Source organism: Micromonospora sp. NPDC004551, from assembly GCF_040609975.1.
Taxonomy (GTDB): Bacteria; Actinomycetota; Actinomycetes; order Mycobacteriales; family Micromonosporaceae; genus Micromonospora.
The window spans coordinates 155,894-169,076 of sequence record NZ_JBEXLM010000005.1; the positions used below are offsets into that span (position 1 = coordinate 155,894).

Annotated in this window: 11 protein-coding genes; 6 read left to right on the plus strand and 5 right to left on the minus strand. The window is 71.5% G+C overall.

From position 1 onward, the window contains the following. Positions 1-63: 63 nt before the first annotated feature. The gene (locus ABZW14_RS08815) at positions 64-1,536 is read right to left on the minus strand and encodes a M1 family metallopeptidase (RefSeq protein WP_355342075.1); all 1,473 of its coding nucleotides are present in this window, start codon (positions 1,534-1,536) and stop codon (positions 64-66) included. Between the two features lie 146 nt (positions 1,537-1,682). On the opposite strand from ABZW14_RS08815, the gene ABZW14_RS08820 reads away from it, so the two are divergent. Further along, complete coding sequence (locus ABZW14_RS08820; RefSeq protein ID WP_355342078.1) at positions 1,683-2,828, plus strand: hypothetical protein; 1,146 nt, start codon at positions 1,683-1,685, stop codon at positions 2,826-2,828. 22 nt (positions 2,829-2,850) lie between these two features. Here the strand turns inward: ABZW14_RS08820 and ABZW14_RS08825 are convergent, their stop codons facing one another. Further along, positions 2,851-3,510, minus strand: a complete 660-nt coding sequence (locus ABZW14_RS08825) for a helix-turn-helix domain-containing protein (protein WP_355342081.1) — start codon at positions 3,508-3,510, stop codon at positions 2,851-2,853. Positions 3,511-3,615: 105 nt separating this feature from the next. On the opposite strand from ABZW14_RS08825, the gene folE reads away from it, so the two are divergent. Next, on the plus strand, positions 3,616-4,212 hold the full coding sequence (gene folE / locus ABZW14_RS08830) for a GTP cyclohydrolase I FolE (RefSeq protein ID WP_355342084.1): 597 nt from the start codon (positions 3,616-3,618) through the stop codon (positions 4,210-4,212). 29 nt (positions 4,213-4,241) lie between these two features. Beyond that, positions 4,242-5,474: an FAD-dependent oxidoreductase gene (locus ABZW14_RS08835; protein WP_355342086.1), complete on the plus strand. Its 1,233-nt coding sequence runs from the start codon at positions 4,242-4,244 to the stop codon at positions 5,472-5,474. A 33-nt stretch (positions 5,475-5,507) separates the two neighbouring features. On the opposite strand, the gene ABZW14_RS08840 is transcribed toward ABZW14_RS08835, so the two are convergent. The 3 genes from ABZW14_RS08840 to ABZW14_RS08850 all read right to left on the minus strand — a co-directional run bounded on the left by ABZW14_RS08840 (position 5,508) and on the right by ABZW14_RS08850 (position 8,815). Next, positions 5,508-6,047 carry a GNAT family N-acetyltransferase gene (locus ABZW14_RS08840; protein WP_355342089.1) on the minus strand — a complete coding sequence of 180 codons (540 nt, stop codon included), beginning with the start codon at positions 6,045-6,047 and terminating at the stop codon, positions 5,508-5,510. 70 nt (positions 6,048-6,117) lie between these two features. Further along, positions 6,118-7,329 (minus strand): hypothetical protein, encoded by a 1,212-nt coding sequence (locus ABZW14_RS08845; protein ID WP_355342092.1) that lies wholly within the window; start codon positions 7,327-7,329, stop codon positions 6,118-6,120. A 127-nt stretch (positions 7,330-7,456) separates the two neighbouring features. Beyond that, positions 7,457-8,815: a hypothetical protein gene (locus tag ABZW14_RS08850; protein ID WP_355342095.1), complete on the minus strand. Its 1,359-nt coding sequence runs from the start codon at positions 8,813-8,815 to the stop codon at positions 7,457-7,459. A 371-nt stretch (positions 8,816-9,186) separates the two neighbouring features. On the opposite strand from ABZW14_RS08850, the gene ABZW14_RS08855 reads away from it, so the two are divergent. Genes ABZW14_RS08855 through ABZW14_RS08865 form a run of 3 tightly spaced genes read left to right on the plus strand, consistent with a single transcriptional unit; the run spans position 9,187 to position 13,179 of the window. Further along, positions 9,187-10,233, plus strand: a complete 1,047-nt coding sequence (locus ABZW14_RS08855; protein WP_355342098.1) for a LacI family DNA-binding transcriptional regulator — start codon at positions 9,187-9,189, stop codon at positions 10,231-10,233. 39 nt (positions 10,234-10,272) lie between these two features. After that, positions 10,273-11,868: an FAD-dependent oxidoreductase gene (locus tag ABZW14_RS08860; protein WP_355342101.1), complete on the plus strand. Its 1,596-nt coding sequence runs from the start codon at positions 10,273-10,275 to the stop codon at positions 11,866-11,868. A gap of 27 nt (positions 11,869-11,895) precedes the next feature. Then, on the plus strand, positions 11,896-13,179 hold the full coding sequence (locus ABZW14_RS08865; protein ID WP_355342104.1) for a sugar ABC transporter substrate-binding protein: 1,284 nt from the start codon (positions 11,896-11,898) through the stop codon (positions 13,177-13,179). The last annotated feature ends 4 nt before the right edge of the window (positions 13,180-13,183 follow it).

The window sequence follows — 13,183 nt, forward strand, 5'->3', positions numbered from 1 at the left end:
GCCCACGACGCGGCGCAGCGCGCCCGGCCGGTGGGTGGGCGGGGCGCGCTGCGGGGGCTCGCCTCACGTGACGGTGACGGCCTTCGGCGTGGTCTTCGAGTCGAGCCAGGTGTTGATGAGCTTGGTGAAGTCGCGCCCGGTCTGCTTGTTGACGAAGGCGATGAACGACGCCCGGTCCTGCTGGGTGTTGCGCTGATCCTGCACCCAGGCGCGGGCCAGCGCGAAGAACGCCTTGTCGCCCAGCTTCCGGTGGATCTCGTGGAGCATGGCCTCCGGGCAGAGGTAGACGTTGCCCTCGGCGAAGTTCTTCGGGTTGGGCTTGCCGGGCGGGCCGAGCTTCTTGCGCAGGGCGGCGTCGGCGTCCCGCAGGTACCGGTCCAGGCTGGCGTCGCTGAGGTGCCGGGTCTCCTTCGTGTACAGGTCCTGCGCGTACTGGGCCCAGCCCTCGTTCAGCCACAGGTCGGTCCAGGTGGTCGGGGTGACGGAGTCGCCGAACCACTGGTGGGCGTACTCGTGCAGCAGGTCGCCTCCCCAACGCTCCCGGCGGGCCGTGGTGTTCTCGATCTTCCGGCCCATCGTGATCATCTGCTGGGTCTCCATGCCGGACGCCGAGTCCACCACGACGACCCCGCCGGTCGGGAACGGGTACGGGCCGAACTTCTTCTCCAGCCAGGCCAGATACTGGGGGGACTTCTTGAGGTACGGCAGCAGCTTGTCGTCGGCGCCCTTGCGGTACCAGTAGGTCAGCGGCACGCCGCGGGGCCCCTTGGCGGTCAGCTTCTGGTATTTCCCGACGGCGAGCGTGGTCAGGTACGTCGCGACCGGGTCGGCGCTGCGGTAGGTGAACGTGGTGCCGGACTGCCCGGCCGGGGTGCCGCTGGCGATGGCGGTCCAGCCCGCCGGGACGGTCACCCGGATGTCGTAGAGGGCCTCGTCGGACGGCTGGTCGTTCGCCGGGTACCAGGTGAAGGCCCCGAACGGCTCCTGCATCGTCCAGAGGCCGCCCTCCTTGGTGACGGTGAGGCCCAGGTCCTCCACGTCCTTGCGGTGCGACGGCATCGGCGTCGTCTTCGGCTTGCCGTGGTACGTGACCACCAGCGTCACCGGCTTGTCCGCGACGAGCGGGGCGGCCACGGTCAGCTTCTCCCGGGCGACCGTGCCGGTGACCGTCGCGCCGTCCAGCGTCACCCCGTCGACCTGGTAGGGCATGAAGTCGAGGACCAGGCTGGGAGCGTCCTTCGTGGGCCGGATCCGCAGGGTGGCGGTGCCCGTGAGGGTCCGGGTCGTCGGCGCCCACTCCAGCGCCAGGTCGTAGTGCAGGACGTCGAGGGCGTCGGTGCCGCGGGCCGGGTAGACCTTGTCGGCCACCGGCGCCGAGCGCCCGGCCTGCCAGGCGGTGTAGTCCACGGCGGGAGCGGTGGGGCTCGGTGTGGTCGCGGGGGCGGACGAGCCGGCGGCCGGGGCGGCTGGATCGGAGGTGCACCCGGCGACGAGCAGCGGTGCGAGAAGCAGGATCAGTGGTAGGCGGCGACGCATCCGCGCACCATACGGCAGAGATCCACTTCCGTGGGGCCCCTCACCGGTTAGCACCTTTTGCGGCTTTGTCAGCATGGCACAACCCGTCTGGCCAGGCGAGGAACCACTCAGCAGGATGGAGGCAAGGATCTGACGGGGTGGTACCCATGATCGGCACCGGCCAGGCAGTGCACAACTTCCGGCACTTCCCCGCGGCGGCCCGGCGGTCGGCCGAAGCCGCGTCGGAGGAGCGCGACCAACGCCTGCGAGAGATCACGAAGAAGCGCGACAGCAGGGCGGCGAAGCTGTCCGCCGAGGCGAGCCGACGGCTGCGCCACCTGCTGGGCGACGACACCTGGGCGGACCTGCGGGACCTGATGCGGCGGGAACGGATGACCGTCCGTGACCTGCTCCAGCCGCCCGAGGGGTTGACGGCGCGCTACGACGACCTGCACCGGACCCGGCGGCGCACGGCCAAGGCGTTCCTGCGCAGCCGCGACATCCGGCCTGACGCTCTCGTCGCGATAGCCGGCGACTACCACGAGGCGCTCGCCGACGTGTTCACCGCCGACGAGAACATCAGCCCCGGGTTCCACCTCTCGCACCACCTCGACAAGTGGCTGAGCCTCTCCCCCTTCCATGACCGCGCGCTGCCCTGGGGGGTCTTCGAACCGGACGACAGCGACGACCCGCACCGGTGGGAGGTCTTCCGGCCGCCGTTCTTCGGGTTCAACTTCGGCTTCGTCCCGGTGCGCAACGACAACTTCGTCGTCGACCGCAGCCACACGCTGAACCCGTCGGTCGGGGATGTCGGCATCTCCATCTCCATGAAGGACGACGACGCCGGCGACTTCGACTACGCGTCCGGCGACGCCTTCAGCGCGATCGCGTTCGCGTTCGTGCCGCCGGCGACGGGTCTGGTCGAGGTACTCATCGACGCGCAGTGCGTCGAGGCGACGCACCGGCTGGAGTCGACGGACGAGTGGGGCTGGTCCAACTCGCACACCAGCCAGCAGAACTTCCTGATGCTCGACGTGCTGCACCCGAGCGTGGCCGAGCCCTCGTACGCCGCGATGTCGGCCCTCGACGAGACGACCGACGACGACGAGAGCTTCCACCAGGAGCATCTGACCCGCGGCACCCACTACTTCGCGCAATTGTTCAGCGCGGGGCCGGTGCCGGCGGACCAGTCGGTCATCGTCTGCGCCGGCACGCGCTCCTTCGACAAGAGCGGCACCAACGACGTGTCCATCGACAGCACGTCCGACTTCCGGTGGTACATCAGCTCGGTCGAGGTCCGCATCTCCCCGTGAGCGGCGGGGTCACCGAGACGGGCTAGTGCGCGGGGACGCCGTCCAACCGGACGCAGCAGGCCCCGGGACGGGGCGCGAGCCGGGGCAGCAGGTCGGTGCGGCCGGCGCCGTCGACCATCCCGGCCAGGAACGCGTGGTTGAGCCCGCACACCAGTGCGGTCTGCCGGCTGGCGAGGGCGTGGAACGGGCAGTTGCCGAGCAGCACCTGGTCGCCGGCCGTCTCGGGTGCGAAGCCGAGGCCGGCGAGCGCGGCCACGAGGTCTTCTCCGGCGTCGCGTACGCGCGCTCCGATGTCGCGGCCGCGTTGCCGGGCGTGCCGCCGTGCCGCCTCGGGGGCGTCGTGCGGGTCGTCGGCGACCGCGTCGGCGAGGATCTCGGCGATGAGCTCGTAGCGCCGCTCGGGCACGGTGATGGCCAGGCCGTCGCCGGCCGCCTCGTAGACCTTCGGCGTCCGGCCGCGGCCCCGGGGCTGGTCGGCCGGCGCCTCGTAGTGGGCCCGCAGCAGCCCGGATTCGACGAGCTTGTCGAGGTGGAACGCGGTGAGGTTGCGGGACATGCCGTGCGCCTCGGCCGCCTCCTCGCGGGTGACCGGATGGTCGGCCCGGCACACGTAGTCGTACAGCGCCCGTCGGGACCGGTCGACGAGCGCGGCCATCGCGCTCCAGCGCTCCCCCGTGCTCATGGCGAAAGGTTATCACCAACGACGGCTATTGAAATTCCGGAGGCGGTGCGGCAGCATGATCGCTATCACCAATCAGCGTTGGTTAAAATCCCCTGGGGGCCCCGAGTGAGTGTCAGCGCGCTGCGAGTGCAGCACCAGCGTCCCCGCCGCGACCCGGCCGCCGCCGAGCGGGCGGCGGCGGAGTTCCTGACCGCGCTCGGCGTGGACCTCTCCGCCGACGGTCTCGCCGACACCCCGGGCCGGATGGCCCGCGCCTACTCCGAACTGCTCACCCCGCGCGAGTTCCAGCTGACCACCTTCGACAACGACGAGGGGTACGACGAGCTGGTGCTGGCCCGGGCCATCCCGATCCGGTCGGTCTGCGAACACCACCTGTTGCCGTTCGTCGGCGTCGCGCACGTGGGCTACCTGCCCGGCGAGCGCATCCTCGGACTGTCCAAGCTGGCCCGGGTGGTCGAACTGTTCGCCCACGGCCCGCAGGTCCAGGAACGCCTGACCAAACAGATCGCCGACTGGCTGACCAGCCAGCTGCACCCCCGCGGGGTCGGCGTGGTCATCGAGGCCGAACACCTCTGCATGACGCTGCGCGGCGTCCAGGCCGTCGGCAGCAGCACCATCACGTCCACCCTGCTCGGCACCCTGCGCGACGACCACCGCTCGCGCGCCGAGTTCTTCACCCTGACCGGGGTCGGCCCCCGCTGATCGACGTACCTCCGGAAGGAGCTGGACCGATGTCGAAGACCGGCACGTTCGTGATCGTGGGCGCCGGGCTCGCCGGCGCGCGGGCCGCGCAGACGCTGCGGGAGGAGGGCTTCGGCGGCGGCATCGTCCTGATCGGCGAGGAGCCCGAGCGACCGTACGAGCGGCCACCCCTGTCCAAGGGCCTGCTGACCGGCGGCGCAGAACCCGACAGTGTGTACGTGCACGACGCCGGGTGGTACGCCGAGCACGACGTCGACCTGCGCACCGGCGTCCGCGCCGCCGCCGTCGACCGCGCCGCGCGGGAGGTCCGCCTCGCCGACGGCACGGCCATCCGGTACGACAAGCTGCTGCTGGCCACCGGCGCCACGCCCCGCGACCTCGCGGCACCCGGCGTCGGCCTGGACGGGGTGCTGCGGCTGCGTACCCTCGCCGACAGCCGCCGCATCGCTGCGGCGCTGGTCGACGACGCGCACCTCGTGATCGTCGGCGCGGGGTGGATCGGCCTGGAGGTCGCCGCCGCGGCCCGGCAGCGCGGCGCCACCGTCGACGTCGTCGAGTCGGCCGCGCTGCCGTTGCGCCGGGTGCTCGGCGACGAGATCGCCCGGGTGTTCGCCAACCTGCACCGGGACCACGGCGTCACCTTCCACTTCGACGCCGAGGTCCACGAGGTCCGCGGCACCGGTCGCGTCTCCTCGGTCCGGCTGGCCGACGGCACCGAGCTGCCCGCCGACGCCGTGGTGGTGGCCGTGGGCGTGCGGCCGAACACCGAGCTGGCGACGGCGGCCGGTCTCACCGTCGAGAACGGCATCGTGGTCGACGCGTCCCTGCGCACCTCGGACCCGGACATCCACGCCGCCGGTGACGTCGCGAACGCCTACCATCCGCTGCTGCGCCGGCACCTGCGCGTCGAGCACTGGGCCACCGCGCTGCACGGCGGGCTCGCGGCGGCCCGCGCCATGCTGGGGCAGGCGGTCAGCCACGACGACCTGCCCTACTTCTACACCGACCAGTACGACCTGGGCATGGAGTACGTCGGGCACGCCCCGCCGGGGGCGTTCGACCGGGTCGTCGTCCGGGGCGACGTCGCCAAGCGGGAGTTCATCGCCTTCTGGACCGCCGGCGGGCGGGTGCTCGCCGGCATGAACGTCAACGTGTGGGACGTGGTCCCGTCGATCCGGCGGCTCGTCGCGGCGGCCGATCCGGTCGACCTCGGCCGGCTGGCCGACCCCGACGTGCCGCTCGACGAGGTGCGGGGCGGCTAGTGCTTCCTCCTGGCGGTTCTGCCGGGCACCGGCTCACGCAGGCGGCGTGACCGGGGGTCGCTGGCCGAGCCACTGCTCGGCGTCCCAGGCATGGAACCGCTCGACCTCGGTGAACCCCAGCTTCGCCGCGAGACGCATCGAGCCGACGTTGGCCGTCTGTGTGGTGAGCACCACCGGCTCGCCGGGAAGGACGCCGTCGAACCAGTCGAGTGCCGCCGTGCACGCCTCGGCGGCGTACCCGAATCCCCACGCCCGCGGCAGGAACAGGTAGCCGAGATCGGCCTTCCCGACGGCAGCCGGGCGACGGTGCTCCGTCGCCCTCCGGAGCAGGATCTGGCCGATCATCGCCCCGCCGAGATCGACGACGAAGCTCCCGGGCCACCGCCCGGGCGCCTCGGGCAGCTCGCGCTCGAGCTCGTCACGCGGCCGGGGGCCGCCGAGATAGGTGTGGACCTCCGGTGACGCCAGCAACTCGACGAACGCGGGTCGGTCCCGGGCCTCGGCCTGCCGGAGCACGAGCCGCTCGGTCCGGATCGGCTCGGGCGGCCAGGCGACGGGTCCGAGGTCGGTCATACCGGCCAGCCAATCAGCAGACGCGCCAGCGATCAAGACCCGCGGACCGGTCAACCCCCCGCGGTGCCCGTCACCAGGCGAGGCCGGCGTAGGCGCGTAGCTCCTCGTGGGTCGTCGGCAGGCCGTGTTGGCGGAGCGGACCCTGAGGTCCAGAGGAGCCGAACACCTGCGGGTTGTCGATGAGCCAGGCGACCACCGCCCGCTGCGCCGCCGTCAGTTCCTCGAAGCCGCGGCCATGATCCGACTCCATCTGCGGGAACGCGCGCGCCAGCACCAGGTTGAAATGGTTGTGCCAGTTCGACGTGGGTTGCTGGGCGAGCGCCGCCGCGACGAGGTCCGACCGCACCTCCTCGGCCACCGGCGCGGCGAAGGCGTCGAGCACGTCGAGTGCCACGGAGCCTGGGCTGGCACCCCAGATCGTGTGCGCGGGGTCCGGTCGCCGAACGGCCGCCCATCGGCGTAGCTCGGCTATCGCCGGATCCGGCACCTCTTCACCGGCCAGCTGCGCCCAGGCCACTGCGGCCGCCCATCTCAGGTCGGGATCCGTGCCGGCGAGGTTCCTGCCGAGCAGGTCCGCTACCGGCTGCGTCAGCGCACCGCCGACCAGCCCCAACGCGATCAGCGCCGCCCCGACGAGCCACGCCGGGCGCTGGTCGTCGGAGGCGATGTCGAGCAGGCGGGGGCGGATCGACGTCGACTCCTCCGAGAACCAGGCCAAGGCGTGGATCGCCTCCCCGACCACCTCGGTGTCCGCGTCCGTCAGGCAGGTCAACAGCAGCGGGACGCCGGCCCGGACGGCGTCGTAGGTGGCCAGCGCGTGCCGGCGCTCGATCATGCGCCGCTCGGGCTTGGTGAGCGGGAGCGGCTGCCGCTGCCCTGTTCTGACGACCTGGTACCAGTCCTTCATCGCTTGCGACCAGCGGCGCCAGTCCTCCTCGGGGACCTGGGCCACGGCCTTACGGATCCTGGCGACGGGGTAGCCGCGGGCGGGCAGGTCATAGGGCGTGTAACCGACAGCGAGGCAGGAGAGCAGCTGGATGACCTCGTGCCGGACGGGCGTGGCGGGGTCGGCCGCCAGCTCCAGCAGGAACGGAACCGCGTGCGCACTGGCCTCGTAGCGGGTGCCCTGGTGGTAGATGTTGCCGTACAGCTCGTGCATGGCCGCGCCACGGACCTCGGCGTCGGATGACCGCAGATCACGGATGAGGCCGGGCACGTCCTCGGCGCTTCCGTACGCGTGCGTCAACGACGCCCAGTCGATGCTCTCCAGATCACCTCGCACCCGGCGCATTCTCCACGCTGGGCGCATTCACCGCAGTCCCGGTAGCACCGGCCGGTGTTCGGCCCACCGGAGCCGGCCGGCACCCAGCGGTGCCGGCCGGTCCCGAGGTGCCTCGCGGGCGGCAGGATCAGTTGGTGCCCTGGTCGTGCGGCACGGTGACGGTAACGGTGCAGCCGACCGGCCGGCCGATCTCGTCGTGGCCGGCGTAGGTGAGCTGGTAGACCCGGTCCCCGCCGTCGCCGGCCCGCTCGGCCCGCAGCTTCCCGCTCGTGTCCGGGGTGCCGGTGACGAAGTCGCTGACGTCGGCGGCGTCACCGCCGGTCACGCCGGTGAGGGTGAACGCGTTCGGGCCGAGCACGCCGTCGTGCAGGTCCGCGGTCACGTTGACGTCGACCAGCTCGTGGTTCGGCGGCCAGAGGACCGGCCGGTCCACGGCACAGTCGAGCTGCCGTACCGGCAGCGGGTTGGCCAGGGTGGCGGTGGCGTGGCCGATGGTGGCGGTGAGCCGGCCGCCGGCCTCGTAGTACATGTGCGCGGTCTGCCCGTCGAAGTAGAACGTGGGCGCGGCCGACCGGCCGAGGTCGGGGGCGGCGGTCATCGAGTCGTGCACGACGCCGAGGTGGATCTCCTGGTCGAAGTTCTCCCCGACGTCCACGGCGTGCATGTTGCCGTCGGCGGCGTGGTAGATCACCAGGTTGCGGTCGTTCCAGCGCAGGAAGAACGGCCCCGAGGCGTTCGGGCCCTCGTCGCCCTGCGGGGTCACGATCGGTTCGGGCTGCATGGTCCAGGTGCGCGCGTCGTTGGAGACCGCCCAGCGGATCCGCCGGGACACCGGCCCGGTCGGTCCGGGCGCCCCGCCCGTGGGGTTGTCCATGAAGACCATCAGATACCGGGTGCCCAGGCGCGGCACGGACTGCTCGAACACCCGGGCGTAGGACGTCTCGCCGCCGGTCGTCTCGTTCCGGCTGACCGCGGTGCCGCCGTAGTCGAAGTGGATGCCGTCGTCGGAGGTGGCGTACCGGGTGATCGAGTTCTCGCCGTGGAAGTAGAGGAACAGCTTCCGCTCCCCCTCGATCCACACGGCGTGCGGCGAGGAGATGTGGCTGACCGTGGAGTAGTACGGCAGCCAGGTGTTGCTGATCAGGGGGTTCGCGGTGTACTCGGTCCACGGGCCGTTGATCGAGTCGGAGTACGCGAGGGCGATGCCGCCGGGACGCTCGTGCGGCGCGTAGTAGAGGTAGTAGGTGCCGAGCGGGTTGGCGAAGTAGTCGGCGGCCCGGATGACGCTCGGGAAGATGAACTCGTTGGTCGGGTTGTAGGCGAGGGCGCTCTTGTCGAACGCGGTGCCCTGGTAGGTGAACTGCGGGAAGTCGAGCCCGGTATCGGCGGCGGCCGGTGCAGCGCCGGCCAGGGCGGCGACGAGCAGGCCGGCGCTGGCCGTGGCCAGGGCGGCGCGCCGGGAGGACGGGACGGGTGGCTTCGTCATGCGGCTTCCTCTTCGGTCGGTGCGATCGGGTGACGGTTCGCGAGCAGCGCGGAATGACTCTCAGTAAGAACACAGGGGACACCGATCGGCGGACGCAACCTGGCGTCGCCGTGCTAATACGTATTAGCATCTATGTTTCTCGAATGTTGCTCGCTCGGCGGCGCTCCTGTCAAGAGGCGGCCCGGCACCGCCCCGATTCGCCCGGATCGCCGGCCCGCCCGCCGCCGAGCGGATCGCTAATGCGCATTACTCCTGCGGGTTCATCTCGCCGAAATCTTCCGGTCCACCTCTTGACACACGCCGACCCACCCGCCAGGCTCCTTCCCAACGCCGAGCGCTAATACGCATTAGCCGCACCGGAAGGACCCGACGTGACCGCTCCCCTCAGACGTGTCACCCAGCGTGACATCGCGCGGATGGCCGGCGTCAGTCAGGCGACCGTGTCGCTGGTGCTCAACAACCGCACCGACGCCGACGTCCGCATCGCGCCGGAGACCCGGGACCGGGTGCTGCGGGTCATCGCCGAGACCGGCTACGCCGCCGACCCCGTGGCCCGCCGCCTCGCCTCGCGGTTCAACCGGATCATCGGCGTCTTCACGTACGAGCCCGCCTTCCCCAGCGGCAGCCGGGACTTCTTCCATCCGTTCCTGCTCGGCATCGAGGAGTACGCCGAGCGGGTCGGCTGCGACCTGCTGCTGTTCACCAGTGCGCCGGTCGTGGACGGCCGGCGGCGCATCTTCCACCAGGACAACCGGCTGCGGCTGGCCGACGGGTGCATCCTGCTCGGGCGCGAGATCGACGGCGCGGAGCTGCAGCGGCTCAACGGCGACGGATATCCGTACGTCGCCGTGGGGCGCCGCGACGACGCCGGCGGGCCGGTCCCCTACGTCGGCGCCGACTACGCCGCGGCCGTGGCCCGGCTGGTCGAGGCGGCGCTGCGGCACGGCCACCGCCGCCTGACGTACGTGGGCATGGGCATGACCGCCGAGTCCTCGCAGGACCGGCGCCAGGGTTTCGGCGCCGCCGCGGCCACCGCGGAGAGCGCCCGCCAGGTGTCCGCGGCGCCCGGGGCGGCCGACGCGACGCTCGACGACCTGCTGGCCGACGGCAGCACGGCGGCCTTCGTGGAGGACTTCGCCACGGCGGTCGCGCTGGAGGCGGCCGCCCGCCGGCGTGGCCTCACCGTGCCCGGCGACCTGTCGATCGTGACCCTCGGGGATCCGACGGTCCCCGTGCCCACCGACATCGTGTTCACCGGGTTCCGAATCCCCCGAGAGGAGATGGGCCGGCAGTCGGTCGAGGTGCTGACCGGCGTCATCGACGGCAGCGCGGGCGGCCTCCAGCAGCGACTTCTCCCCTGCGAACTCGTCGAGGGCAGCACCCTCGGCACCCCTGATCCGGCGGTCGACCGGCCCTGAGCGGTCGGCCGCGCAACTGGAAGGAAGCAAGTGGTCATCATGCGTGCGGACGTCCTCGTCGTCGGGGGCGGACTGGGCGGTGTCGCCGCGGCGCTCGCCGCGGCCCGGACCGGCCGGTCCGTCATCCTGACCGAGGAGTTCGACTGGCTCGGCGGGCAGCTCACCAGCCAGGCCGTCCCGCCGGACGAGCACTCCTGGATCGAGCAGTTCGGCGCCACCGCCAGCTACCGGGCGCTGCGCAACGGCATCCGCGACTACTACCGTCGGCACTTCCCGCTGACCGAGCGGTCCCGGGCCTGGACCGACCTCAACCCGGGTGCGGGCTGGGTGAGCCGGCTCTGCCACGAGCCGCGGGTGGCCGTCGCGGTCCTCGAGGAGATGCTCGCCCCGTACCGCGGTTCGGGGCGGCTGCGGGTGCTCCAGCCGTACCGGCCGGTCGCCGCGGAGACCGACGGCGACCGGGTGACCGGTGTGACCCTCGCGCACCACGACCGGGACGAGCGGATCGAGGTGGTCGCGCCGTACGTCCTGGACGCCACCGAGACCGGCGAGTTGCTGCCGCTGACGGGCACCGAGTACGTCACCGGGTTCGAGTCGCGGGAGGAGACCGGTGAGCCGAGCGCCCCGGCCGAGGCCCAGCCCATGAACATGCAGGCGGTCTCCGTCTGCTTCGCCATCGACCACGTCGACGGCGACCACACCATCGACCGCCCGGCCGGGTACGACTTCTGGCGCGACTACAAGCCCGACTTCTGGGGTGACCGGCTGCTGTCGTGGAAGTCGCCGCACCCGCGCACGTTGGAGATCGTCGAGCGCAGCTTCACCCCCAACCCGGACGACGACCCCTTGAGCGTCAACGCCGACCAGCGCGTCAACCCCGGTGACGGCAACCTGTGGACGTTCCGGCGGATCGCCGCGCGGCGCAACTTCACCGACGGCGCGTACGGCAGCGACATCACGCTGGTCAACTGGCCGATGATCGACTACTTCGAGGGCCCGGTCATCGACGTGCCGAACGCGTCGTGGCACCTGGCCAAGGCCCGCGAGCTGTCGTACTCGGTGCTCTACTGGCTGCAGACCGAGGCGCCCCGGCCCGACGGCGGCACCGGCTTCCCCGGCCTGCGGCTGCGCGGCGACGTGACCGGCAGCCCCGACGGCCTGGCCCAGGCCCCGTACATCCGCGAGTCCCGCCGGATCCGGGCCGAGTACACCGTCGCCGAGCAGGACCTGTCGCTGGCGGTCCGGGGCGACCACGGCGCGGTCAGCTACCCGGACGCGGTGGGCGTGGGCATGTACCGGATCGACCTGCACCCGTCGACCGGCGGCGACAACTACATCGACGTCGGCTCCTGCCCGTTCGAGATCCCGCTCGGCGCGCTGATCCCGCAGCGGATGGAGAACCTGCTGCCGGCCGGCAAGAACATCGGCACCACCCACGTCACCAACGGCAGCTACCGGCTGCACCCGGTCGAGTGGAACGTCGGCGAGGTCGCCGGCCTGCTCGCCGACTTCTGTCTGGCGCGGGGCGAGTCCCCGCGTGCGGTCCGCAACACCCCCCGTCTGCTGGCCGAATTCCAGGACCGCCTCACCGCGGCCGGCGTGGAACAGCGCTGGCCGCGGATCGCGGGCTACTGAACACACACCCCCGGTGAGGAGAAGATTGTGAGAGCAGGAAAGGCCCTGCGCGGCGTCGCCGTGGCCCTGGCCGGCGCGCTCGCCCTGACCGCCTGCGGCGGCGGTGGCGATTCCGCCGACAGCGGCCCGACGAAGCTGCGGATGACCGTCTGGTCGGCCAACGAGGCGCACCTCAAGCTGTTCAACGAGATCGCCGACGAGTACCGCAAGAGCCACCCGGACGTCGCCGAGATCAAGTTCGACCCGCTGCCGTTCGACAACTACACCACCACCCTGACCACCCAGATCGCCGGCGGAAACGCGCCCGACCTCGCCTGGGTGTTCGAGAACTCCGCCCCCGACTTCGTCGCCTCGGGCGCGCTGCAGCCCCTGGACGACACGCTGAAGAAGGCCGAGGGCTACCAGTACGACGACCTGTCCCCCGCCACGCTCAAGCTCTGGCAGAACGACGGGAAGCTCTACGCCTACCCCTTCTCCACCTCGCCGTTCGGGGTCTTCGTCAACACCGACATGGTCAAGAAGGCCGGGCAGAAGACCCCGGCCGAGCTGATCGCGGCCGGGCAGTGGACCTGGGACAACGCCCTGGCCACCGCCGCGGCGGCGGGCGCGAAGTCCGGCAAGGCCGGCCTGGTCATCCGGGACTTCGACTACAAGGGCTGGGACAACCTGTCCACCTTCTGGACCGGATGGGGCGCCCAGGCCTGGAGCGAGGACGGCAAGACCTGCGGGTTCAACAGCCCGGAGATGGTCGAGGCGATGACCACCCTGCACAAGGCCACCTTCGCTCAGAAGGCGCTGCCGGGCCCGGGCACCACGGCCGACTTCTTCGCCGGTGACTCGGCCATGACGGTGACCCAGATCTCCCGCGCCTCGCTGCTGAAGGACGGCGGCTTCGGGTGGGACCTGGTGCCGCTGCCGGCCGGCCCGAAGGGCAACTACGCGGTGGTCGGCCAGGCCGGCCTCGGGGTGATGAAGAAGAGCCCGCACGCCAAGCAGGCGGCCGATTTCCTGGCCTTCTTCACCAACCCCACGAACTCGGCGAAGCTCGCCCAGTTCTTCCCGCCGCCCCGGCAGTCCCAGCTGACCGCCGAGACGCTCGCCAAGACGAACCCGAAGCTCAAGCCGGAGCAGCTGCAGAAGGTCGTCATCGACGGCATCACCAACGGCGTCGTCAAGCCCAGCCACGCCGGCCAGGCCGAGCTGAGCCAGCAGGTCCGCGCCGGCCTCGACCCGCTGTGGCAGCCGAACGCGGACGTCAAGGCCGTGCTCGAGGGCGTCTGCGCCAAGATCCAGCCGCTGCTGGCGAAGTAGGGCT

What these genes read in the sequence shown, in the direction of transcription:
- ABZW14_RS08840 (WP_355342089.1), bottom strand. Translation starts at nt 6,047, where the DNA reads ATGACCGACCTCGGACCCGTCGCCTGGCCGCCCGAGCCGATCCGGACC.
- ABZW14_RS08835 (WP_355342086.1), top strand. Translation starts at nt 4,242, where the DNA reads ATGTCGAAGACCGGCACGTTCGTGATCGTGGGCGCCGGGCTCGCCGGC.
- ABZW14_RS08820 (WP_355342078.1), top strand. Translation starts at nt 1,683, where the DNA reads ATGATCGGCACCGGCCAGGCAGTGCACAACTTCCGGCACTTCCCCGCG.
- ABZW14_RS08815 (WP_355342075.1), bottom strand. Translation starts at nt 1,536, where the DNA reads ATGCGTCGCCGCCTACCACTGATCCTGCTTCTCGCACCGCTGCTCGTC.
- ABZW14_RS08860 (WP_355342101.1), top strand. Translation starts at nt 10,273, where the DNA reads ATGCGTGCGGACGTCCTCGTCGTCGGGGGCGGACTGGGCGGTGTCGCC.
- ABZW14_RS08850 (WP_355342095.1), bottom strand. Translation starts at nt 8,815, where the DNA reads ATGACGAAGCCACCCGTCCCGTCCTCCCGGCGCGCCGCCCTGGCCACG.
- ABZW14_RS08825 (WP_355342081.1), bottom strand. Translation starts at nt 3,510, where the DNA reads ATGAGCACGGGGGAGCGCTGGAGCGCGATGGCCGCGCTCGTCGACCGG.